The sequence below is a fragment of the Novosphingobium sp. genome (genome assembly GCF_031417815.1).
Taxonomy (GTDB): Bacteria; Pseudomonadota; Alphaproteobacteria; order Sphingomonadales; family Sphingomonadaceae; genus Novosphingobium.
Window position 1 is genome coordinate 90,427 of sequence record NZ_JANOWI010000041.1, and the last position, 22,337, is coordinate 112,763.

General features: G+C 66.5%; 20 protein-coding genes. All 20 read right to left on the minus strand.

The annotated features are described in order from the left end of the window. Window positions 1-20 precede the first annotated feature (20 nt). The 20 genes from RMN99_RS10165 to RMN99_RS10260 all read right to left on the minus strand — a co-directional run bounded on the left by RMN99_RS10165 (window position 21) and on the right by RMN99_RS10260 (window position 21,883). The gene (locus RMN99_RS10165; RefSeq protein ID WP_309623202.1) at window positions 21-2,516 is read right to left on the minus strand and encodes a hypothetical protein; all 2,496 of its coding nucleotides are present in this window, start codon (window positions 2,514-2,516) and stop codon (window positions 21-23) included. 13 nt (window positions 2,517-2,529) lie between these two features. Then, entirely contained in the window at window positions 2,530-3,420 is an 891-nt protein-coding gene (locus RMN99_RS10170; protein WP_309623203.1) for a hypothetical protein, read from the minus strand. 6 nt (window positions 3,421-3,426) lie between these two features. Beyond that, window positions 3,427-3,714 (minus strand): hypothetical protein, encoded by a 288-nt coding sequence (locus tag RMN99_RS10175; protein WP_309623204.1) that lies wholly within the window; start codon window positions 3,712-3,714, stop codon window positions 3,427-3,429. Window positions 3,715-3,718: 4 nt separating this feature from the next. Beyond that, a complete protein-coding gene (locus RMN99_RS10180; protein WP_309623205.1) occupies window positions 3,719-4,057 on the minus strand; it encodes a hypothetical protein in 339 nt (112 codons plus the stop codon). Window positions 4,058-4,060: 3 nt separating this feature from the next. Continuing rightward, the gene (locus RMN99_RS10185; protein ID WP_309623206.1) at window positions 4,061-6,769 is read right to left on the minus strand and encodes a hypothetical protein; all 2,709 of its coding nucleotides are present in this window, start codon (window positions 6,767-6,769) and stop codon (window positions 4,061-4,063) included. 19 nt (window positions 6,770-6,788) lie between these two features. Beyond that, a complete protein-coding gene (locus RMN99_RS10190; RefSeq protein WP_309623207.1) occupies window positions 6,789-8,978 on the minus strand; it encodes a putative baseplate assembly protein in 2,190 nt (729 codons plus the stop codon). Beyond that, window positions 8,978-9,397 (minus strand): GPW/gp25 family protein, encoded by a 420-nt coding sequence (locus RMN99_RS10195; protein ID WP_309623208.1) that lies wholly within the window; start codon window positions 9,395-9,397, stop codon window positions 8,978-8,980. Before RMN99_RS10195 ends, RMN99_RS10190 begins: the two co-directional genes overlap by 1 nt. A gap of 1 nt (window position 9,398) precedes the next feature. Then, entirely contained in the window at window positions 9,399-10,982 is a 1,584-nt protein-coding gene (locus RMN99_RS10200) for a hypothetical protein (RefSeq protein WP_309623209.1), read from the minus strand. Further along, window positions 10,976-11,668 (minus strand): phage baseplate assembly protein V, encoded by a 693-nt coding sequence (locus RMN99_RS10205; RefSeq protein WP_309623210.1) that lies wholly within the window; start codon window positions 11,666-11,668, stop codon window positions 10,976-10,978. Before RMN99_RS10205 ends, RMN99_RS10200 begins: the two co-directional genes overlap by 7 nt. After that, window positions 11,665-12,744 (minus strand): contractile injection system protein, VgrG/Pvc8 family, encoded by a 1,080-nt coding sequence (locus RMN99_RS10210; protein ID WP_309623211.1) that lies wholly within the window; start codon window positions 12,742-12,744, stop codon window positions 11,665-11,667. Before RMN99_RS10210 ends, RMN99_RS10205 begins: the two co-directional genes overlap by 4 nt. 1 nt (window position 12,745) lies before the next feature. Beyond that, window positions 12,746-12,913 carry a hypothetical protein gene (locus RMN99_RS10215; RefSeq protein WP_309623212.1) on the minus strand — a complete coding sequence of 56 codons (168 nt, stop codon included), beginning with the start codon at window positions 12,911-12,913 and terminating at the stop codon, window positions 12,746-12,748. A gap of 13 nt (window positions 12,914-12,926) precedes the next feature. Next, complete coding sequence (locus tag RMN99_RS10220; protein ID WP_309623213.1) at window positions 12,927-14,324, minus strand: hypothetical protein; 1,398 nt, start codon at window positions 14,322-14,324, stop codon at window positions 12,927-12,929. Then, window positions 14,321-14,884: a phage tail protein gene (locus tag RMN99_RS10225; RefSeq protein ID WP_309623214.1), complete on the minus strand. Its 564-nt coding sequence runs from the start codon at window positions 14,882-14,884 to the stop codon at window positions 14,321-14,323. The genes RMN99_RS10220 and RMN99_RS10225 overlap by 4 nt, the downstream gene beginning before the upstream one ends. Then, on the minus strand, window positions 14,884-16,539 hold the full coding sequence (locus tag RMN99_RS10230) for a hypothetical protein (RefSeq protein ID WP_309623215.1): 1,656 nt from the start codon (window positions 16,537-16,539) through the stop codon (window positions 14,884-14,886). The genes RMN99_RS10225 and RMN99_RS10230 overlap by 1 nt, the downstream gene beginning before the upstream one ends. Before the next feature lie 24 nt (window positions 16,540-16,563). After that, window positions 16,564-17,019 carry a phage tail protein gene (locus RMN99_RS10235; RefSeq protein ID WP_309623216.1) on the minus strand — a complete coding sequence of 152 codons (456 nt, stop codon included), beginning with the start codon at window positions 17,017-17,019 and terminating at the stop codon, window positions 16,564-16,566. Window positions 17,020-17,030: 11 nt separating this feature from the next. Further along, complete coding sequence (locus RMN99_RS10240; RefSeq protein ID WP_309623217.1) at window positions 17,031-18,872, minus strand: phage tail sheath subtilisin-like domain-containing protein; 1,842 nt, start codon at window positions 18,870-18,872, stop codon at window positions 17,031-17,033. Between the two features lie 60 nt (window positions 18,873-18,932). Beyond that, window positions 18,933-19,742 carry a hypothetical protein gene (locus tag RMN99_RS10245; RefSeq protein ID WP_309623218.1) on the minus strand — a complete coding sequence of 270 codons (810 nt, stop codon included), beginning with the start codon at window positions 19,740-19,742 and terminating at the stop codon, window positions 18,933-18,935. After that, a complete protein-coding gene (locus RMN99_RS10250) occupies window positions 19,739-20,344 on the minus strand; it encodes a Pvc16 family protein (protein ID WP_309623219.1) in 606 nt (201 codons plus the stop codon). The genes RMN99_RS10245 and RMN99_RS10250 overlap by 4 nt, the downstream gene beginning before the upstream one ends. Continuing rightward, window positions 20,337-20,633 carry a hypothetical protein gene (locus RMN99_RS10255; RefSeq protein ID WP_309623220.1) on the minus strand — a complete coding sequence of 99 codons (297 nt, stop codon included), beginning with the start codon at window positions 20,631-20,633 and terminating at the stop codon, window positions 20,337-20,339. Before RMN99_RS10255 ends, RMN99_RS10250 begins: the two co-directional genes overlap by 8 nt. Before the next feature lie 194 nt (window positions 20,634-20,827). Beyond that, window positions 20,828-21,883: a sigma-54 dependent transcriptional regulator gene (locus RMN99_RS10260; RefSeq protein WP_309623221.1), complete on the minus strand. Its 1,056-nt coding sequence runs from the start codon at window positions 21,881-21,883 to the stop codon at window positions 20,828-20,830. Window positions 21,884-22,337: the final 454 nt, after the last annotated feature.

Here is a 22,337-nt window from a genome sequence, read left to right on the forward strand (position 1 = left end):
GGCCTGTTTATTCCTCTCGCTCAGCCAAGTTTGCCGAGCAGTTCGTCGAGCGCCCTGGCTTTTTGTGCCGAGACCGCATCTTTCAGCAGCACCGCAAAATCGGGCAGCTTTTCCTCGTCGACCACGCGCAGTGCAGCATCGAGCGCGAGCGCCTTGCCGCTTTCGCCCAGCCACAGCGCGTTCCTGTCCGAAATCCAGTCGGTCCCCAGCAGCTGGGTAACGCGCGCCAATCCCTCGCCAAGGTTTGGCGCGGCATAGTCCTGCGCGATGTCCATCACCTCACTATCGCCAAGCATCAGCTTGGTATCGTCGCGCGTCGCCGTGGTCAGGCCTGCCGCGCTGGCCACCGCCAGGCGAAGCAGGCCGGGACGCACATCCAGCGGCGGTGGCGGCGGGCTCGCTTCGGGCTCGACCGGCGCAGGCGCCGGAGCCGGCTGCGCACTTGGCGCCGGGCTTGGGGCCGGCGCGGCAACGGGCGGGGCCGGCGGCGCCGGCGTAAACATACCCGGAATGAAGGCGCCGCCAAAGGGCCTGCGCTCCCGGGTCACCGCATCCGCGCGCAAGGTCCGAATTCCGCCCAGTACTGTCGGATTGAACACCCGTGGCTGGATCGCGGCAAACACCGCCGGCGAAGCAATTGCCGAAATCGGGATCGCCGAGATTGGCGGGATCGTTGTCACCGGCGGGGCGGGTTGCGGCGGCGGAGCGATCACCGGCTCGGGTGCAGCAGCCGGAGCGGCGCTGGCCGGTTCCGGCGCGGGCGGCGGTGGCAGCACGATCGGAAGCGGTGCCATCATGACCGTCGGCAAATCCTGCTTGACCACCTTTTCCATGTCGGAAATCACCGAGGCGGTCAGTATGTCCGAATTGGCGACCGCCGGGCGGGCCAGCAGCGCCATCAGCCGCACCGTCGCCTGCGGGGTGGCCTGCCCATTGATCGCGGCAAGCCGCCGCGCCAGTTTCAGCCGGTCGAGATTGGCATTGACCATGGCATTGATCGACACATCATCGCCGCTCACTTCGATGCCGGTGCCGATCACGCGCGGTTGCTGCGCGATCGAACGGCGGCGGGTGTACCAGACCAGCGGTGTCCCGCCCGGCCCTTGCGGCAAGGCGGCAACCGCTTCGGACAGGCAGGCGTGCCACGCCTGGATCCGCGCGGCTTCGGCCTGAGCATTGGCACTGACCGACGCACGGGTCGCAGCGGCCTCGGCCGCCTTGCGCTTGGCGACCAGATCGGAGACCAGATCGAACGCGCTGCTGGCGCCGCTGACGGCGGCCGCAGCATTGGTGGCGATCGCCAGGTTGGCGCTGCCCAGCGTTGCGGTGAAACGCTGGTAACGGGCCCGGTCCACCGGGATCAGCACGCTGACCCCCAGCGCATCGAGATCGCGCGGCGGCGCATCGAGATCGATCGGCGGCAGCGCCAGCGCTTCTTCGACCAGCGCCGGAATTTCGTCTGCGGGAACAAAGCCCAGATCGGCATCGACGCCGGGCGGGAAGTAGATCTGGTTGAAGCCAAAATCGTCTCCGCGCAGTGCGGCTACCGGCATCAGCCCAACCGGCGGCAGCAACGAAAAGGCTGAGGCGGCCGGGAACACCGGCGCAATCGGCCGCGCCGCCATGTCCTGCAACACGTCCCACAGATGCGCCCGGTGCTGCAGCACGAAGGCCTCGCTGATCGCACGTGGGCGGTTGCCAAACATCGCGTGGACCCCGCTTTCGGCGCCGGTTTCGCGCCGCACCATGGCCGTATCGATCCAGCGCACCGTGCCGCGATCAAGCCCCAGCATGGCCAGCGGCAGGGCATCCTGCGGCATCGCCGCGCCCTGCCCTGAAAAGATCGCACGGGCCACCTTGCGGCGGGCCTCGCTCACATTGGCGGCCCCGCCCATGTCGGGATAGGGGATCAGCGTGATCGCCGAGGCTTCGATGATGTCGCCATCTTCCACCGTCCGCCGCCCAGTGATCGAGCGCGGATAGGCGGCGATCGGATTGGCGGTGAATTCCACCGGGCGCAGCGCCAGAATAAACAATCCGGTGCGCCGCCCCAGCGGCACCCGTGGCTCCTCGGCAAGTCCCAATGCGGCATCGAGCTGGCGGGTGGTGGGCAGATCGAGCAGCGGCACATCGCGCCGGGTGGAAAGCATCACCACATCGCCCGACGGGGTCAGCCCGACCCCCGCGGTGATCGACAGCGTCTGCCCCTGGCGCAGCGTGCGGTTGGCAACCAGCAGGCCAGAGATCACCCCCGCACCCCCAGCCCGCGCCATATCGGCCTGCCTTTGCCGGACATAGTCCTGATCGCGGGTCAGATCGGCGCCGGTCAGGAACTTGCCGTCGAAATAGCGCGGGCGGCGGCGCAATCCGTCGAGGATCAACGGCCCCTGCTCGACCTGGTCCTCCACATCTTCGCGGGCCAGCACCGATCGATCCGACGCGATCAGCTGGGCGATGCTCATCGCATCGGCAACACGGATGCGGGCGCGCTGTTCGGCCTTGTCGAGGGAAATCATCGCTCGTTACTCCTCAAGGTTCGCGGACCGGAACGGTGCGCGGCGCAGCGCCGAGCCATTTGCCGGCGAGGTAGATGAAGGGCCTGATGGCGTTATCGACCAGCACCCGGCGCGACAGATCAAGCACAGGGCGGACAGCCGGTGCGGCGCCGTCAGCCAAGGTTACCGGGATGGCGACGCGGGCCAGCAGGACCGCCCCGGGATCGCGTCCCTCGACATGTTCCTCCAGCGGTTCCAGGCCGCCATCGATCCCTTCGCCGTGGCCCAGACCATAACTGCCGAGCACGGCGGCAAGCCGGTCATCAGCACTGGCCGATGCTTCCGGCCAGTAATTGTGCGGCGCGGGCAGCGGCGCAGGCGGACCTTCGGCGCGCAGCACCAGATCAAGGTTGGGCAGTTCGGCAAGCCGCGCCGGGACCAGCGCATCAAGCGCGTCGAACGGCCCTTGCGCAAAGCTCGGCGTCTTGCCGCGCGCGCAATCGGCCTGCGACAGGAACAGGTCTGCCACCACCGCGAGCGGCAGCGCCGTGCGCGGCTTCTTGTGCATCGCGCTGCGCAGCATCGGTGTGGTCTGAGCAGCAAACCAGCGCGACAGGCGGGTACACCACGCCTCGCCAAGCTCGATCAGGCGGCCATGACGATCCAGCGCCAGCCCCGGTTCGACCCGCAGATGCAGCTCGTTATCCTCGGCCTCAGGCGCGCGCACCGCCAGACCGGCCAGCGTCCCATGGCCCAACGCATTGGCCAGCGCCTTGGCCAGGCGGGCGCGGTGATAGGTCTGCTCGTCGCGGAAATCCTCGGCCTGGAGCAGCACGCCGGTGGCGTAGTTGACCCGTTCGGGGGCGCCCATCGCCAGCAGCGGGTCGGCGGGAGAGTAGAAACTGGCAGGATCGGCATAGGTCATGGCTGCTTATCCAATAGGGCGGCGGGGACGCAATATTCGCGGGTCGAGCACGCGATCGATCCGGTCGAAACGGTCGGGGCGGAAGATCGGCGGGCGAAAAGGTCCGGTGGGGGGCGACGGCGGCGGCGGCGGCGGTGCTTCAACGGTCACGATCAGATCGGCCGGCGCGCTTTCCAGACCTGCCGTATCGATCACGACCAGCCGGAAGCGGTAGCGCCCGGGCGCAAGCCGGTTTTCGACTTGCAGGACGGAATCGCCCAGGGTCACCGGCTGGTTGAGGGCAAGCACCGCCATGGCGCTACACCGGGCCTTCGATCAGGGTGAAGCGGTAGGCCTTGACCTTCCCCGGCGCGACATCGCTGGACCGCGCGCCCGACAGGAAGAAAGCGCTACCGGCCGCAACGTTTGGCGCGACAATCGCCTTGTCGGCGTTGACCATATCGAGCACGGCGGTGGGCAATTGCGTATCGGCGATGATCACATCGAGCACGGTCGCCGCGCTTTCATTGTTGGCATCGTCGATCACCACCAGCTGAAACCGGTAGCGCCCCGGCGGCAACGGATTGGCCGGATCGACATCCACGGTAATCAGCGGGTCCTTCTGCACCACCGGCACATTCATTTTGAACTCGGCCATATTCTAGGGCTCCTTGTCCCACATCCACACGTAACGATTGATCGGGCCCCCGCTGCCGGCCTTGCTGGCCAGCGCGCTGAGCGTGAAGGCATTGCCGACCCACACCGAATGCGGGCCATGCGCGGCGGCAATCGGCGATGACGGCACCGGGCCATCGGCGCGTGGATCGAGCATTCCGGTGCCGGCCACGAAATCGCCTGCTCCCAACACCGTCTCGCCCAGCTTGACCCGCTGGAACGGTTCGGGTTCGGTCAGGAAGGTGTCGACCCCGACCAGCGACGCCGCGCCGACGATCAGCGGATTACGCGCCTGATGGACATGCGGCTCGACATGGGCAGGAACGCTTTCCGCCACCACATCGGACAGGCGGCGCAGTTCGGCGCGATCATCCACCCCGCGCACCAGCACCAGCACCCGCCAGGCAAGCCGGGCATAGAAAGCAGCCACTGCATCGGAATCGCCACGCGCGGCATCGATTTCGGGGGCATAGAGCGCCAGCAATTCATTGCGCGCAGCATCCCCCAGGATAAGCGTATCACCGACATAGCTGTTGCCCGATGTCGCCATCCCCAGCGTCAAGGGATCGGCCTCATCCGCCAGATCGGCGCCCAGGATCGTTGCAAAGGTGCGGCGCAGGCGGAACCCTTCGACCACGACGATATCCCCGCGCGTGACCCCGCCGCCGGTCAGGAACAGGCCCTGCCCTTCCGGCCCCAGCGCCAGCATCAGCCCGCGCAGCGCGACATCGCCGGCACGCACCAACGCCAACTCGCCCGGAGCCGGCACGCGCCGGCCCGGATCGATCCGCCCGCCGGACAGTAATTTGCCGCCACTGGCCAGTTCGAGCGCGGCGAGCAGCCCGCCGCACGTGCCGCCCAGTGCCGCGGTGTAAGGCGCGGTCAAAAGCCGCTGGCGCATCCGTTCGGGCGCCTCGCCTGTGCGCTGGGCAATGCCCAACCACTGCCCGATCCATGGCAGGGCTGCGGATGGTGCGGTGGCCGGATCGGTCATTTGCCAGGACCCGGCGATCCGGCCCTCAATCTCGGTCAGCACGCCTTCGTGCGTGTGGAGCATGCGTTCCATGAAATCGTGCGGGGTGGCCGCGCCCGCTGCGCTCGCATCGCTGCCGCTCAAGGTTTCGCTGTAGAAGTCGGGCAGATAGCGGTCGCGCCACGACAAGCGGTGGGCATAGCAGCGCAGCGCCGCAAGTTCGGGCGTGGCCTGGCTATCCCCGCGCAGGGTCACCGTGATCCACAGAAAGCGGCCGGCCAGCCGCCGGACCTTGTGTCCGGGCTGCTGCACCAGCACGGTAAACAGGCCTGCCTTGCCCGGCTGGGGCGGGCAGCCGAGCAGCGGCGGGGCGTGGGGCACTTCGCTGGGCTGCGCCAGCCACGCCGCGATCGGTGTGCCGGGTAGGCTTTCATCCTGTCCCTGCGGAACGATGCGGTGCAAGGCCCAGTCGGGATCGGCTCGGCCCTCTGGCATCGCGGGATCGCCGTGCTGGTCGCTGGCGTAGAGCTGCAGATCGATCGCGGTGCCATCGGCCAGCGCCGCCTCGGCATAGATCCGGTGCCACACCGTCCCCGCCGACTGGCCATCGATTGGCCCGATCAGCACCCGCCCGCTGCGGGCATGCCGGCCGATGGAAAGCGCGTGGAGCGGCCGCACCGCATCGGGCAACGCTTCGGGGGTGGGCGCCTGCAAATGGCGCGGACGCGGTCCTGCAGCATTGCACCACTTGCCCACCCAGGCCTGCGGGAGCGGGAATACCCGGCCATCGGGCAACAGGGCACGATTTGCCGCAGGGGCACCGGCGATTGCATAGCACCACGCCTGCCGTCCGGGCGAAGTGCCTTCGGCCGCCATCACCGCCACCCGGTCCTCACCGTCCCACGCAAGCGCATAGGGAAAGCGCAGTCCGGCAAGGCGGCCGTGCTCGGCAAACCCATCCGCTCCAAACAGCAACAAGGCCGCGTCAGCGCCGCTCTGCCAGGCCAGCAAAGCCAGCTTGCCCTGCGCCGAGGCCGCCAGCGAGACAGCGGTAAGTCCGGCGGGGATCGTTCCGCGCGGCACCGCCACCAGGCGCGGCGGATCGCGGTTCGGTTCGAGCGGCGCAAAGCGTGCGGCGCCATCATCATCGCCGCCGAAATCGCGCAGCGGCGCGCCGCGCAGGCGCATCAGCCTGCGCCGCGCCTTGTCGAACGCCCAACCCCCGCCCGACGGCGAAGGCGCCAGCAAATCGGCACGCAGCGAGCCATGAACCACCATCTGATCGGGCCAGCGATCGCGCAGATCATGCAATACCACGCGCCCGCCGCGCGCCACGCACAGCACGTCGTCCGCGCTCAGCATCATGTCGCTCGGCACGGTTTCGCCGGTCGGCGCAATCGTGAGCTTGAGATCGACCGACCCGGAGGCAAACCCGCTCAGCCGGATGACACCGTGTTCGGCATCGCTCTCCGGCGGCAGCGACTGCCACCAGGCGAAGCCGCCCAAGGGATCGGCAACCGGCGCGGGTGAAGAGGCCATCAACCGCGCGAAGGTTTCGTCCTCGTTCGGGCTGGGCGGTGCTTGCTGGCTGGCAAGGTGAAGGTTGCCACTGGCCGAATCGAATGCAAGCCCGTCCGCGATCCGCGCTCCTTCGGCATTGGCGGCAAAGCCGAAATCGGCAGCGCCGGCAATCAGCCGGAACGGCAGGCCGTTTACGTCCATGATGGTGCCTCCCGCTGCATCAGCAAAGCTCCGGCACGACTGGCACCGCGATCCCGCCGCCGCCTGGTCCGGCGGGCGGCAAGCTGGGCGCTGCGCTATCGCCGACGCCCACCGCAAGCATGGCCAGCTCGGGCAGTTGCCAGCGCTCCAGGCCAATGAAGCCGCGCCCGGTCTGGTTTTCCGCCACGGCGCGCCAGGCGCGGCGGGCGCTGCGCGTGAACAGCCGCACTGGCGCTACCGAACGCACACCGGGGACGCGGGCAATGGCGGTTTCGATCAACCGGTCATCCAGTGCCCGGCCCAGCGGCCAGCCCTGCCCGTCCGGCCCGCCCGGTGCGAGCGGCCAGAGATGAAGGCGAATTGCAGCGGCGACGGCATCGAGCACGGCGTCGCGATTGGCCGGGTCGACCAGTTCTACCGCTGCGCTGACTCCCACGGGCACATAATCAGGCGCGATTACATAGAGCTCGGTACCCAGCGGCCGCCGCGCATCGAGCCAGCCATGCACGGTTTCAAGCGTGGCACGATCGGGGCGCGGCGCAGGCTTTTCGGTTCCACCGCGCGCCGGGATCGCCATCACCGAGACCACCCCGGGTAGACCGTGTCGGCGCTGCTGCGGCTTGAACCGTTCGAGCACTTCGACCCGGGCCAGCGCGACGCCGGGCGTGGCCAGCGCCAGCGCCTTGAAATCGCCGCGCGTTACTGCCCGGTCGCCGTGGCGCAGTTCGGCGGGAATCCTGGTTTCGGCGCTTTCCAGTGTTTCGGCATCGATCCCGCCGCTCATCGCCAGCGGCTGACCCAGCTTGAGCTTGATCGTCTGGACCGGGCCGGAAATCGCCTTAAGCGAACCGGCGGGCACATTGCCCGCGCTGCCGCCGCCGCTGCGCATCACCGCCACGTGGATCGCCTTGCCCGATGCCGGAACCGCGCCGCGCACCCCGTCACCAAAACGCACCGTGCCACCTTCGGCATCGACCTGACAGGCGCGCTGGGCCCGGCCGGCCATCGCCACATCATCAATCAGCGGCCAGGCGCGCATGCCCTCCTCTTCCTCGACCTCGATCACCAGGCTCGACAGCTCGACATTGCCTGCTCCAAGCGAGAGCTGCTGACCCGAAAGCCCGGTCCCGCGGCCGATCTGCTGGCGGCCCTTGGTTTCGCGCTGGGTGACCATCGCGGCGTTGATCCCGGCCCACGACAGTTTCAGGCTGGAAAGCCGCGCTTCGGGCAACGGACGCAGCCGCACCCAGGCAACCAGACGCGTGGCCACGAGGAGGTCATCGATCCGCGGCGGGCGATCGCCAACCCCGGCCTGCAGATCGGCCAGCACATCGTTGGCAGGCACGGCAAAATCATCCTCGCCGGGCAGCAGCAGCCGTGCGATGCCGGGCCGGGTCAGCCCGGCGGTGCCGTCTGACAACAGTTCGAGCGGCAGGAAGCCGCCGCCCGGTGCCGCCACTTCCCAGACATGCAGGATCGGTGCCCGCGCCGATATCGCCTCAAGCGACTGGGGCGCGGCGATGCTCGGCACCACGCCGATTGACAGCGCCACGCGCCGCGCCGCATCGCCGCCGCCAAGGGTATGGCGCACCGCCGCCAGCGTCGCCGCTTCGGGCGTCGGGGCGAGCAACGCAAACCACAGCGACCGATCAATTGCATCGGCAGCAAAATCGCGCCCGCCGGGCTCGGCCGCGCCGCCAGCAAATGCCTGCGTGGTGACATAGGCATCGGCGTTGCCGGTAATGCCGTAAAGGTCCTGCAGATCGGCCAGCAGCGGTGCCAGTTTAGCGCGTTCGGCGCTGCTTGGACGGCGCTTGAGGTAAGCCTGCCCTTCGACCGGCAGGACGTTCAACTCGCTGTCCAGTTCGAACCGCACCGGTTTCATGATCGGGTGGCGCTGGGGCAGAACCGTCAAACCGGTTTGCGCCTTGTCGTCGATCGATATCTGCACCAATCCGCGCGCAGGACTGGCGGCACGCAGTGGTTTGCCCAGCAGGCGCAGGAAGGCCAGGCGCTGGCGTTCCGGGATCAGGTTGGCGCGGTACAGGATGGTATCGCCCATCCAGGCGAACAGATCGATCAGCGTGCGTCCCGGATCGCCTTCGCGCAGGTCAGTCCATTCCGGCGTATGCGCCGGAATGCGGCGCAGCATATCGGCAACCAGATCGGCAAAGCCGCGATCGTCAAGCGCTGGCGGGCGGATTGGCATCAGGCACCTCCCATCGGAACCGAGAGCGTCATCGCCGCGGCGACACCGATCTGGCGAATGCGATAGGCCAGCGTGACCATCACCACCGCAGGATCGCTGCCAGGCGCTACTTCGACCCGGTCCAGCAAGATGCGCGGCTCGAAAGCGCTGACATGTGCGAAAATGCTGCGTTCCAGTTCGGCCCGGGTCGAGACGGTGTTGGGCTTGTGGATCGCCAGTTCCAGCCCGGCCCCGAACTGCGGTCGCATCAGCTGTTCACCCGGACTGGTGCGCAGGATCGCTTCGATCCGCTGGCGCACCGATGTTTCCAGATCGGGGAAGCCAATGCGGCCCTGATCGTCCGGCACCGGCAGCAGCGGCCAGCACAAGGGTGGGCGGATCTGAGCACCGCGCGACGAGGAAAGGATCGGTCCGGACACGCTATTGCCTCTTCGGGATGGGGATGCAGACCTTGATGGACATCATCCAGCTGAAGATGATGTTGAGCATCGACAGGAAGATATTCAGCACGATGAACGCGCACAGCGTGATGCCCGGGATCGAGAAGCTGCACAGCCAATCGATCCCCGGTCCGCCGGTGCCGCCCTTGCCTTTCGCCAGATCCTCCATGTTGCCCTTGAGGAGATTGGCGAGACTCGACGGCAGCGCGAAAGTAACCGACGGCTTGACCTCTTTGAGCCGGGCAATGTCGGGCAATGCAATCGTCGTGCCCGGGCCTTCGCCGTCCCACCACGGCAGGATCCGAAACGGTTCGCTTTCGATCGACCAGACCAGCGCGTCCGGGCAATCATCATGCCCGGCCGCACGCAGGAAACCGCGCACACAATAGCGCGCCTGTTCATCGCGGAACTTCTCGGGCGGCCCAATGCGCGCAGCGTGTTGCTCGGTCAGGCAGGCAAAGGAGGCTTCGATCAGGCGCTGGCCGGTCGCCTCATCCACCGCTGGCCAGCGCAGCGGCATGGCGTGGCCTTGCGGGTTGCCTTCACCGGCGATCAGGATCGGTGCGGCGCGGCGCACGAAGCTCGCGGCATCGAGCGTTGCGGTGGGGCGGCCGAGCTGATCCTCGGCGGTCGGCAATTGGATTTCGGCGAGCACCTGCAGCAGCCGCGCCGCTGCCGGTCCGGAGCCCAGGGCGTCAAGCTCGGCCATCGTCTGGTACAGAAACGTGGCGATCAGCGCGAGTTGCGGATCAGCAACGGTGGTTTCGGGCGAAAGCACATTCCAGTCTTTTGACAGAACCTGCCCGGCGCGCGGCAGGTCACGTTCGGGCCGCGCTTTCAGAAAGCAGCTGAGATGCGCGATCATCTCGTGCTGGTCAGCGGCAGGCAGCGCGGCATAGTTTATGGCATCGCCGGGCCGGTCCTCCAACTCGCCGCTGGCAACCGGGATCACCGCAAACAGCACGGTCTTGCCGATCGCCTTGCAGACTTCGGGCGGTGCGGGGTAAAGTCCGTGAACGCTTTCTGCCGGGGCCTGCACGCCCCCGCCCTGCCTGGCGGCAATCGCGCTCCGCAGGGCGGCATTGGCCGGGTGGATCGCGGCTTTCGCCGGATCGGGATCGGCATCGGGCAAGTTCACGGCTTGCCAGCCCAGCACGGTCTTGCCGCGCTTGTACCAGGCTGCGTGCCGCGATCCCGCCAGCCGCCGCAGGACCAGACCCGAACCGCGGATCTTGGCCGGATCAAGTCGCGGCTCACCCGGCTGCAGGCAATAGGCCTCGAACAGCGCAAGCTGGAACCGCCGGTGGGTGGGCAGGCTCAATTCGAGGACATTGTCGCTGCCCTTGCGCAGGCCGCGCATTGCCGTCAGCCGCGTGCGCCAGTCCGCTGCCTGTAGGTCTTCGAACAGCGCCTCGACAAAATCGCGGGCGCTGCTGGTGGCGATCACATTGCGGGCATCGCCGCCACCCAGCGGGCGCAGGCAGATTTCGTGCGCGGGCTGGCGCGGCAGCATCGCCACCGCCTTGCGCCGGGCAGCCGGATGGAGGGTTGCCGCGCTTACCATATGTTCCCCGCTCCGGGCGTATAGCTGGTCGAGACGACCGAATTGGTGATCAGAGTGTCGCACTGCACGACGCCGGAAAACTTCGACATCCCGGCATCGACCGAAACCTGCGAGGCGGTGACCGACACCTTTGATGCGTTGACCTCAACTTTGGCCGAAGTCTGGATTGAAACGCCGCTTGTCGAAAGTGTAACGGTATGCCCTGCTGCATCGAGCGTGATCTTGCCGCCGCTTTCCTCGCTGATCGTCACCTTGGCGCTGTTGGGCGTGGTGATCTCGACCTTTTCCTGGCCGCCGGATTCTTCCAGAATCGCGATCCGGGTGCCAGCCTTGCCGGTCAGCGTCCAGCGATCGACCGCATCGCCGGGCAGGCTTTCGGGCACCCCGGTCGCGCCGTTCCAAAGATTGCCGATCACCACCGGCCAGCCGGTGTCCCCCGCGGTGAACGCGACCAGCACTTCGCTGCCGACATCGGGAATCAGGAAAGCCCCAAAGTTGTCGCCCGCAAAAGCGACCGCGACGCGGGCCCAGACCATGCCCAGACGGTCAGGATCGATCGCGGGGATCTGCACCTGAACCCGCGCCTGGCCTTGCGGGTCATCGACCGAGCGAACCACGCCGATATGCACGCCCATCCGCCAGTAATCAGCCTGGGCAAAGCGACTGGCGGCAGAGTGAAAGGTCATTGCGATGCCCCCAGATAGGCGCATTCAGCGCGGAATTCGGTGCGATAGCCAGATTGCGCGTCGAACCGGTGGACTGCCTCGTAGACCGCATATTGATTGGCAAACTGGGGGTTGATCCCGGACAGTTCGACCCAGCTGCCTACCCGCAGGCTGCCATCACCGCGGGCAACGCCGTCCACCCGCACAAACCCGCGCGCGCGGCGCTGTCCGTCGATTTCAGCCAGACGATCACCGTCGGCATCGCTGAGCGGGCCGAACCGGCACGCGCGCGTTGTGACGCTGCTGAACTTTTCGGCCAGTACTTCCTTGCCGCTTTTGCCGCGGCCTGGACCGAAGCCCGCGGCGTCCTTTTCAGACAGGACAGACGCGCCCTCAGCCGGATCAAAGCTGCTCAAGGCCACGATGCTGACCTGATCGGCAATATCGGCGGTGATCCGCGCGGCGATCAAGGTGGAGCCGACCGCCAGTGGTATCAGTGCCCGGCGGTCGTGCCCGATCCGGCCAACCTGCACCTGACTGCCGACCACCTGCAGGTCGCAATCGAAGCGCGCACAGATGCGGCGCAAGAAGGTCAGGTCGGTTTCATCGGCCTGAACCCAGTTGCGCGCAGTGGTATCAACGCCTTCGCGGACCTCGGCGGTCAGGTGATGATCGCCGCAAACCTGGGTAATCACAGCACCCAGTGTCTTGTCTTCGAACAGCATCGCGCGGCGCTTGCGGCGCAGCGCGAACAGCCGGTCTTCGGCCAGCACTGTGAACACCGGCGGTTGGCTCTCGCGGATCTCGGCCTCGATCGCGGTGATCTGGCCGTCGAACACTTCCGGCGCGCCCTGCTCGTGCGCGCCGGCAAAGACCCGCACCCCGGCGCCAAGTTCAAGCGGCGATCCGGGCCCGGCGGCATAATGGCTAGAGCCGCCATCCTGGACGCTGTCGATGAACGCGAGTTCAAGACTGGACAGCCCGCCAAGCGCCTCGCGCATGGTCATGGCGACCAGGTTGGCCTGCAGCAGCGGATAGCTTTGCCCGCCAACTTCGATGGTCGGCGCGGTGGCAAAAAGGGGATCGTTGAGTGCCACGTCAGTCGGCCCACAACCGGGCGCAGCGATCATTTTCGCGGCGGATCGCAGCCACCAGGATTGCTGGATCAGCCGCCCCTGACGCGGCCGGGGCAGGCGGATTTGCCCCTGGCTGTGCAGGCCCGGTCGGTGCCGGAATATGGGTCATCTCTTCGATCCGTACAGTCACCGCAAGCTTCCCTTCACCACACCCTGACGCCCGATTGGGCGGCATAGCTGGCCGCAATCTGGCCATCGCTGCTGACCACCCGGCCGCTGATGTCATAGTTTGCGCCGTTGCCGGTTGCCGGGAGTGGCGGCGGCAACAGGCTGTCGAGGTTGAATGTCGATGGCGGCAGGCTGGTGCGCGATGTGCCCAGCCCGGCAAATGCCCCAGCGCTGGCCATGGCTCCGGCGCTGCCAGAGCCAAAGCTGCCGCCGGTGCTGCTCGTGCTGCTCGATGTGGTGCGGGTGACGCCATCGAGCCCGGTAACCGAAGCGGTGGTATCGGTGCGGGTCACACCGTCGAATCCGGTCACGCTGGTGCTGGTGGTCAGCCCGAGACCCCCACCCGATCCACCGATGCCGATGCCGACCGAAGCGCCGATCCCGGCCCCGGCTCCGATACCGCCGCTCAGGCCAATGCCGCCGCCAATGCCGATCCCGGCGCCCGCCCCGGCAGCCATTCCCACGCCGACCGAAGCGCCAAGCCCGGCCCCTGCGCTGAGGCCCGCCGATGCCCCCATGCCAAAGCCTGCCGAGGCTCCTGCCGAAACGCCGCCTGCCATCGCAAACCCGGCGGCCGCCTGAAGCTGTGCCCCGGTGCCGACGGCCATTCCGGCCCCTGCGCCGGCGCTCGCCCCGGCAAAAGCACCGGTCCCTGCGCTGGCCCCGGCTCCCGCTCCTGCGCCAGCGCTTGCTCCAGCAATGGCACCGGCAACAGCGCCCGTCCCGCCGCGCATGCTTTCCATGCCGTTGAAGGCTGCGATGCCGCGCATCGCTGCGTTGTCGCCCGGTGCGGACAGGCCCCGCTGCTTGAGATTGGCTGAGCCTTCCGCAGCCGCAGGGGCCATGACCACTTCGGGCAGCGCCGGCACCGCGTTTGGCCCGAAATTCGCTGAAATGAGGAGCTGCGGATCGCCGCCGTGAAAGCGGTCGGTCAGCCCTTTGATGCTGACCTGCAGGGTCGAGCGCAGCGGCACCCCATCGCTGGTGAAATAGTCAAGCGTTTCACTCAGCGATTCGATGAACCCGGTGTAGGCATTCGGGCCCCATGCCAGCGTCACTTCCTTCAGACTGGGTTCGGCCGCGGCTCGGCGATTGCGGCTTGCGCCCCCCGATCCGCCCTGCGGCGTCGCCCCTTGCGCCGAAGCGGTCGCAGCATGGGTCAACAGCCAGGTTTCCAGCGTGATATCGCAGCCATATTCGCTGCTGTCGAAGATCAGTTCGACGTCGAGCTTGAACGATGTCGGCTTCGAAACCTGGTTGGGATGTTCATCGTCGATCTGGTTGGTGGTCGTGATCCGCAGGCTGGCCGGATTGAACTGTACCGGCGATGGATCATAGCCGGCCACCGTGATCGTTGCGGGTGTAACAGTCATGCCGCCACCCCCGATACGTGCAGCCCTTCGTGGACCAGATGCAGTTCCTCGATCGCCACATCGTTGCCCTTGGCGTTGAGATCGCCGACGCGGAATTTCACCGGCATGGCGTTCTTGAGCAGCCAGCCCGCCGCAATCTCACGCGATGCCATCGTCCCGGCTGGCAATTCGAATTGCCCGATCAGCCCGATCAGCACGTCGCTGCGGTTCGAGACGTGCGGATAGGCATCGTTGACGCCGTCGGCACCGGCAAACATCGACCACCACCGCCACAGCGTTTGCGACCGCGCCACGCCGCGCTTCAGGACCACGGTGGAAAAGCTTACCGGCCCAGCCAGCATGGCCGCCCCGTAATTCATGCCGCCCTGTCGGACGACCTTGTGCTCCATGCTGGCTTCAAGCCCGGACACTTCGGAAAACGCACCAAGCAAGCCGGGGCTGCCAGCCCCGGCAAAAGGCCCTGCATCGTTCACAAACTGCACATGGAAGGCAAAGTTGCCGAACAGGATCTGGTCGTCCTGCTGCTCGGGCACCGTCATCGGATTGCTGACCAGCCCCATCACGCCGCCGCCCTGAGATGGGCCGGTACCGGATCGAGCAGTGCCAAGGTCACCACGATCCGGTCGATCGGCGACGCCGGGTTGATCACCACATCGCAGCGCAATCGGCCCTGATCGATATCGGCGGGTGACATCGAGCGCTGGTCACAGATCACCTGATAGCAAGTGTCGGCCGCCGCGCCTTCAAAGGCATTGCTGGCCCGTAAGGCTTCCAGAACGGCCGTGACGCTGCCCGCAAGCCGCGACCAGAGGTGCGGCCCGTTGGGCTCGAACAGCAGTTCAGCGCCAAGATCACGGCATGCGCGCAGAATGATTCCGACAAGCCGCGATACCCCGCCTTTGCGCCAGGCCCGGCTGTCCGCCATCGTCGCATCGCTCGCCAGTTCAAGGACGCCGCGTTGCACCGCGAACAGACACAGCCGGTCTCCCAGCCAATCGGCCCGGCCGGGCAGGCCGCGGCTGCGATCACTGGGCGCGATATCAGGCACGGCGGCCATCGATCCGCGTACCGCCCGGCCCGCTGCACTGCGGAAGCCGCCCAGTTCCAGCGCGCTGCGCGACAGCATTCCGGCCAGCGTGCCTTCGGGCGATTGCAGCCCTTCGGGGCAGGCCGCGGCATCGGGCGTTGCCAGCCAGGGATAGCCCAGCTGCAGCCGCGCATTGCCGATAGCTGCAGCATCAAACAGCGCCAATGGAGCTTTCGTGCTGCCCGCAAAGCCCGGTGCAGCCAGAAGGTCCAGCGGCCACTGCGCGATCCGCCCGCCAAGATCGACGCCCGGATCGGGCAACGGCAGCGCGCTCACCATCATCACATCGCGGCGATGCGCAGGCCCGCGCGGCCGGCCAAGCAGGGCAAGTGCATGCGTCAGCGCAGCAGACCAGACGCGGTACCGCGCCTGGCCAAGCCGGACGGCGCGGTAATCGGGCACGGCCTTGCGTTCGGGCAAGGCGGGTTCGCCGGTCTCAACCGGGGCACAGGGCCGGAATGCTTCAGGCGGGCCCGGCGGTTCGGGCAACGGTTCGGCAATCTGCGGGGGACCGGCGGCGAGATCGGGCAAATCCGGCAACAGCAGCATTGCGGCATCATCGATCGCATAGATCGCGGCGGCACCGGCCCAGGTGGCGGGATCAAGCGGATCAGCATCGCGCGAACGCGACTGGAAACCGGGAAGAATCGGCACGCCGTCAGCATCCGGGGCAATCGGCCCGGCCAGCGCGCGCAGTTGCCGTTCGGCAAACTGATCGGACGTAAGATCGGGCGCTGCCAGCGAAAGCGGATCACCGCAGCGCACGATCCACGCCTTGGCCCCGCCCTGGGCAAAGAATTGCCGCACCGCCAGACCCAGCGGACACGGCATGCGCAGCGCCGATCCAGCCACCGGAGCGCGGCTGCGCCAGTTGAACAGGGCATCGAATTCAGCCCAGCTTTGCACCGCAATCGGCACGCCCAGCAGGCATTCGATCCGCCCATCGGGGGTATCGAACGTGCCACCATCGCGCCATCCCGCCTCGGCCAGCGCGCTGCGCAGCGCTGCGGGAAGCGCACCTGGCTGGCGTCCGATCAGCCCGGCAAACACCGCCACGTCGGCGCGGGTCGATGGACCTGCCGGCGCAGTGGATCGCCTGGTGACGAATTCGATTCCGGGGGCTGGCATGATGCTGGGTTCCAATCGCCGAGCCTAGCTCACCGGTTCCATTTCGATCCCCTCGGCAGCGATGACGATTTCCTCCATCGCCACATCGCTGCCGCCCTTTGCGGCGAGCGTCGGGCCGGTCCATTTCATCGGCCGGGCATTGACCAGCTTCCACGCCAGCACCGGATTGTGCTGCTCATCCTGCAGCACGATCTTGACCACGCGCTTGTGCTGGGGATCAAGCCGGGTGCGGTTGATCCAGTCCCAGAACGAGGTCAGCCCCATGATCCCGCGCTTCAGCGTAACGTCGCCGGCCTTGTGCAGCGCAGGGATCTTGCGGACGCGGTTTTCCTTATCGTTGCCCTGGCGGTATTCCATCAGCGTGATTTCGGTGCCGAGGCCCGAAACATCGGAAAAGCCGCCGGTGGCCGAAGCCGGATTATCCCCGCCGCCAAAATCGACGAGGAAGTTGTAAGCGCCATAGGGTGTTTCACGAGGCATTTTGCTGCTCCTTAACCGCGCGCGTCAGCCGTTTTCTGGCCAATGCGGAAGATGACGAATTCGGCGGGTTTGATCGCCGCCACGCCGACCAGGCAGATCAGCCGGCCGTTATCGAGATCGTTCTGGGTCATGGTCGAACGATCGCAGCGCACGAAGAACGCTTCCTCGGGCTTGGTTCCCAGCAGCGCGCCCGAGACCCATTCGTTGTAGAGGAAATCGCTGATCGTACTGCGGACGTTGGCCCACAGCGCTTCGCCGTTGGGTTCGAATACCGCCCACTGCGTACCGCGATCGATCGAGCTTTCGAGATAGAGGAAATAGCGCCGGATATTGACGTATTTCCATTCCGGATCGCTCGACAGCGTACGCGCCCCCCACACCCGGATGCCGCGGCCCGGCAATGCGCGGATGCAGTTGATCCCCAGCGGGTTGAGCACTTCCTGTTCGCCGAAACGCACATCGCGTTGCAGACCCAGCGCGCCGGTCACGGTTTCGTTCGCCGGTGCTTTCCACACCCCGCGCTGAACATCGTTACGGGCATAGATCCCACACACCGCGCCCGACGGCGGAACGTCAATTTCCTTGGACGCCAGCGGATCGAGCGCTGCACCGGGATTGGTCAAGCGGATCCACGGATAGTAGAGCGCGGCGTATTTGCTGTCGATCTTGCTCTTGAGCGCGCGGACCCCGGCAATATCGAGATTGGCCGGAGTATCGAGCACCGCGATCCGGTATGACCGGCGCGCTTCGGCATGACCGATCAGCATCTGGTTGATCGCCGCGGGATCGCTGCCGCTGTATGAAGCGGACCCGGGCGCTGCGACAATCGAGATGTCTTCCAGCGCCAGCAAACGATCAAGCGCCGACTGGATATCAGCGGTGGCAGGGGTTCCCGTACCGTCGCTGCCGCCATCAAGATCCAGGCTGCGGACCACCGGCTTGCCCTTGAGCACCGCCGAAAGGTCACCCGGCTTGGTCTTCAGCGCAGCGGCATCGGCAAGCGGAAGGCTGGTCAGATCGGCCAGTTGATCGTCGGTCAGATCGACCAGCGCGGCGCGCAGTTCGAACGCGGTGACATTGGCACCGACATCCAGCTGGACCGGATTGGTCATCGCATCCGACGGATTGGGCGGGGCCGCGCCCAACAAGGTGCCGATATAGCGCGGGTGGCGCGGATGCAGCCCCAGCCCGGCGGCTTCGTGGACCAGCCCGGTGCCATCGTGGACTTCGACCGCAAAGCTGACGATTGCACAGTCGCCGTCCAGTGCCAGGCTTGTGAACGCAGTCAGATTGCCTGCGGTGGTCAATACCGGATCAAGCCCCAGCACGTAGAATTCGTTGGCGATCCGGATCATCGTGCCGACCGGCTGGGTCAAGGCCAGGCGCTTGGTGGTGGGCAGTTCCATTTGCGCGACCAGGACCGCGTAGTTGTTCGAAGTCCCAGGGATTTTCACCCCGCCGGGCTGGCGGGCCATGAAGGCCACTTTCTTGTTCGCGGTTACCGCCGTTCCCAGCTGCAACTGTCCGCTGCCGGCCCTGGCCGCCGTGTTGCCGAGCACGCGCGCGACATAAAGCCGGCCACCGCCGTTGTTGAAGAACGCGCGGGCCGCGTGCGCCAGATAGTTGGGCACGGCATTGCCGCCGATCGACAGATCATCGGTGCCGCCGAAATAGCGTTCGAAGTCGGTGAAGCTGGTCAGCAGCGGCGGGGTTGGATCGGTGTCTTCGCTGGCGGTCGGCCCGCGCGCGGTCATCCCGACAAAGGCCGCGGTGCTGGTGCCGACTCCTTCAATCGACTTCGCGCGGAAACTGGTTTCCTCGACGAATACGGCCGGGGCAAGGTATTCAGGCATCGAAGGCCTCCTTGGCAAACGCCTCGGCAAGCGAGGCAGGGTTGAACGGAACGTGCCGGATCATGGCGCGGTCCAGTTGAGGGTGACCGCGGGCTGGCTGCTCGCGGCAATCGAAACCGTCTGGGCACCGGCGAAGTCGGCCGGATGGGCAGCCATCAACGCATCGGGATCGACATGGCCGGTGCGCCGCGCGGCCGCCGCAGCGCGGGCGCCAGTCAGCGTTTCCGGGTTCGCAAACCGCGCGCTGGCAGGATCGGCGTGGACCACTACGGCGCAGGCAATCGCGGGCGAAGGTGTGCCTCCTGCCCCGGCGAAAGAAACCGGCAGGGCAGGAAAAACCAGCGCCGCTTCACCCGCCGGGTCGGTCAGCGCCCAGGCGGTGTGCTTGCCATCGGCGCTCCGCGCCCGGACCACGGCGTTTTCCACCATGGCACCGTCGCTGGCACGGCGCACGCTGGCACGCAGGATGCAGGCGCCAGGCTGCATTGCTGTTCTGGGGGACGCGGAAAATACCACGATCACGGGCCTGAAAATCGATTCCGCCGTATCCGCCTGAGCGGGATCCGCACTGCGCGGCAGTTTCAGGGTGATCCGCCGCGGCATCACCGCGCGGCTCGCCGGATTGAGATCGATCGCGATGCTTTGTGAGCCGGTTGCCGGTGCGCCAGGCGCTGGCGCAAATGCGGCGGTGTATGCAGCGAACCCGGGGGCACCCAGCAGCGCGATCCGGCCGCCGGTCTTGTTCACCGTGCGCAAGTCGTCGTTGGCTATTTCCACCCCGCCCTCGAACGGCTGGCCATTAGGATCGATCAGCGCGAGCAGCGCCAGTGCCCGCCGGTCAAGCAGATCGGGGGCAAGCATCATCGTCATGAGGCAGGTTCCATCGCCACATCGCCATCGGCGAAGCTGAGCCGCGAGGCGACCACTGGCAAACTATCGCCCGTAGTGCCGTATCCGATATGCACCGTACGCGCCCGGTAGGTTGCCGAAAGCCGCGCCTTGAGCTTGAAGCTGTCCCAGATCCGCGCGAGCTGTTCGGGCGTTTCGCCGCCCTGGACCAGTTGCACGCTGTCCCCGCGGACCCAGCCCGTACCGACCAGGTGCCCGGCGCCGAGCACCGGAAAACGGTTCAGCTCAAGCATGGCCCAGGCCATCAGCGACAGTTCGTCCGATGCGGTGCCCTCCCAGCAGGCGAGGAGATAGTGCAGCTCAAGCGAAAGACCGATCGCACCGGGCACCGCCGCGCTGGCCACGGGACGCGCCTGATCGGCCCGCGTCAGGTGAAAGCAGGTCAGTGACAGGCCGGCGCTGGGCGGGGTGGTCGAAGCCAGTTTGGCGACCGATACATGGGCAATATCGGCGGTGGCTGGAACCCCGGCCAGCTGCCCGCCCTCAACCAGCAGTGCGCGCCGCGCCCGCAGCAAGGCCACGATCGATTCTCCGACCAGATGCGGTGCCAGGGTATCAGCCATCGCTGCTCCCTTCGGCTGGCTCGATCGATCCGAACCGCTGTTCATAGCTGGCCAAAGCGCGGGACATCCCGCCGTGCAGGCGGCGCAGGTGATGCGGGGTGGTGACGAAGCGCCAGACTGCAGGCCCAGGCCGCGGTGCCGCACCCAGGCTGCCAAGGTCGAATTTGACGTCGGACAGGCTGAGGAAGAATTCGATGTGATTGACGAACTGGCGCGCGCCGCCTTGGACCGTTTCTCCAGCCGCGTCAGTTTTGCACTCGCGCCCTTGCGGGCCTTGGCCGTTCGCCATGTCCGTGTCTCCAGCGCAAGACCTGTCGCAAGAGCCGTGCCAGACACCTAAGATTATGACATATATATAGATTAGTCAGACTGCGGTGTAACCGGATGTGTAACAACTGTACCAGGGGAACGTTGCAGGCGCTTCGCATGGCACAGTGCAACACAGCCACGGCTACGGCCCGGGGAACCACACCCGGGATCGATTCAGGCGATCGCGGGAAGGCCGGTATGGCGCTGCAGATAGCGGTACAGCGTGGTCCGCGACACCCGCAGCATCCGCGCGGCCTGCGCCTTCTGGCCATCGCAGGCGCGAATGGCATCAATCACGCTGTCGCGGGTCAGCACCGCAGCACAGGGCATGAGCGAGCGCGCAACATCGAATGCGGGCGTGTCTTGCGGGCTATCCGGCAAGGCCGGCGGCAAATCAGCCGCGCGCAGGACGCCCGGATTGTCGGCCACGACCAGCGCATGCTCCAGTGCATTGCGCAATTCCCGGACATTGCCGGGCCAGTTGCGGCGCTGCAGTTCGGCAATCGCAGCGGGATCAAGCACCGGAACGCCGCACGCCATTTCGCGCGCCAGTTCGGCCACCAGATGGCGCGCGATCGGCGCGATGTCCTCGCGCCGTGCGGCCAGTGGCGGGATGTCGAGCCGGACCACGGCCAGGCGGTAATACAGATCCGCCCGGAACCGTCCGGCGCGCACCTCGACAGCAAGATCGCGGTTGGTGGCGGCGATGATCCGCACATTGCACCGCCGCGGCCGCATCGAGCCGAGCGGGAACACCTCTTTCGCTTCGAGCGCGCGCAGGATCTTGGCCTGCGCCGCAAGGCTCAGTTCGCCGATTTCGTCAAGGAACAGGGTGCCGCCGTCAGCCAGACCGAATTTGCCCGGATAGGCGCGGATCGCGCTGGAGAAGGCGCCCTTTTCGTAACCGAACAGCTCCCCCTCGATCATCGCTTCGGGGATCGCCGCGCAATTGATCGGGACCAACGCCTTGGCCGCGCGCGGACTGTTGCGATGAAGCAGCAGCGCGACGATTTCCTTGCCGGTTCCGGTTTCGCCATGGATCAGCGTTGTGGCACTGGCCGCGCCAAGCCGGGCGATCATCTGGCGCAGGCGTTCGGTGGCTGCGCTGATGCCAACAAAGCGATCGCCCTCAACCAGTCCGCACGGCACGGCCGGCGATGCCAGCGCAGTCCGGACCGGACCGGCAAAGCCCGGGGCCGATCCCCTGCCAATTGTTTGCCACGCGGCCATGCGCACATCCCCTTCCCATCCTGCAGCGCGGCAATTGTGCCGTCCTGAAGGACCGATGCCAAACTGGCGAATGCGACCGAAGGGAAAGACCGACACGAGAAGTCGATCCATGTTATGGTGCAAGCCTATCACCTGCAGCGCGATCAGCATACAGCGTTTCGTCGTCTGTTTGTAACGGCTCAACTTGATTGGAACGCCTGCGGTTCGGACATTCAAGTTAATTGCAAATTCACCAATACTCACCGATTCTTGCCGCTTTGTGCGCAAGATCGTCAAACACATCGTGCAGGTTCAAGGCGTTGCGCATTCTGATCTCCAGACAACCCTGACGCAGGCAGCAGCGGCAAATTCCACTGCACAGATTTGCCACGGCATAATGTGGACACGGCCCCAAACGCCGCTTGACCCTGTATGCTGGCGTGGCAAGTTGCGGATGAAAACCAAATAAAGGGGC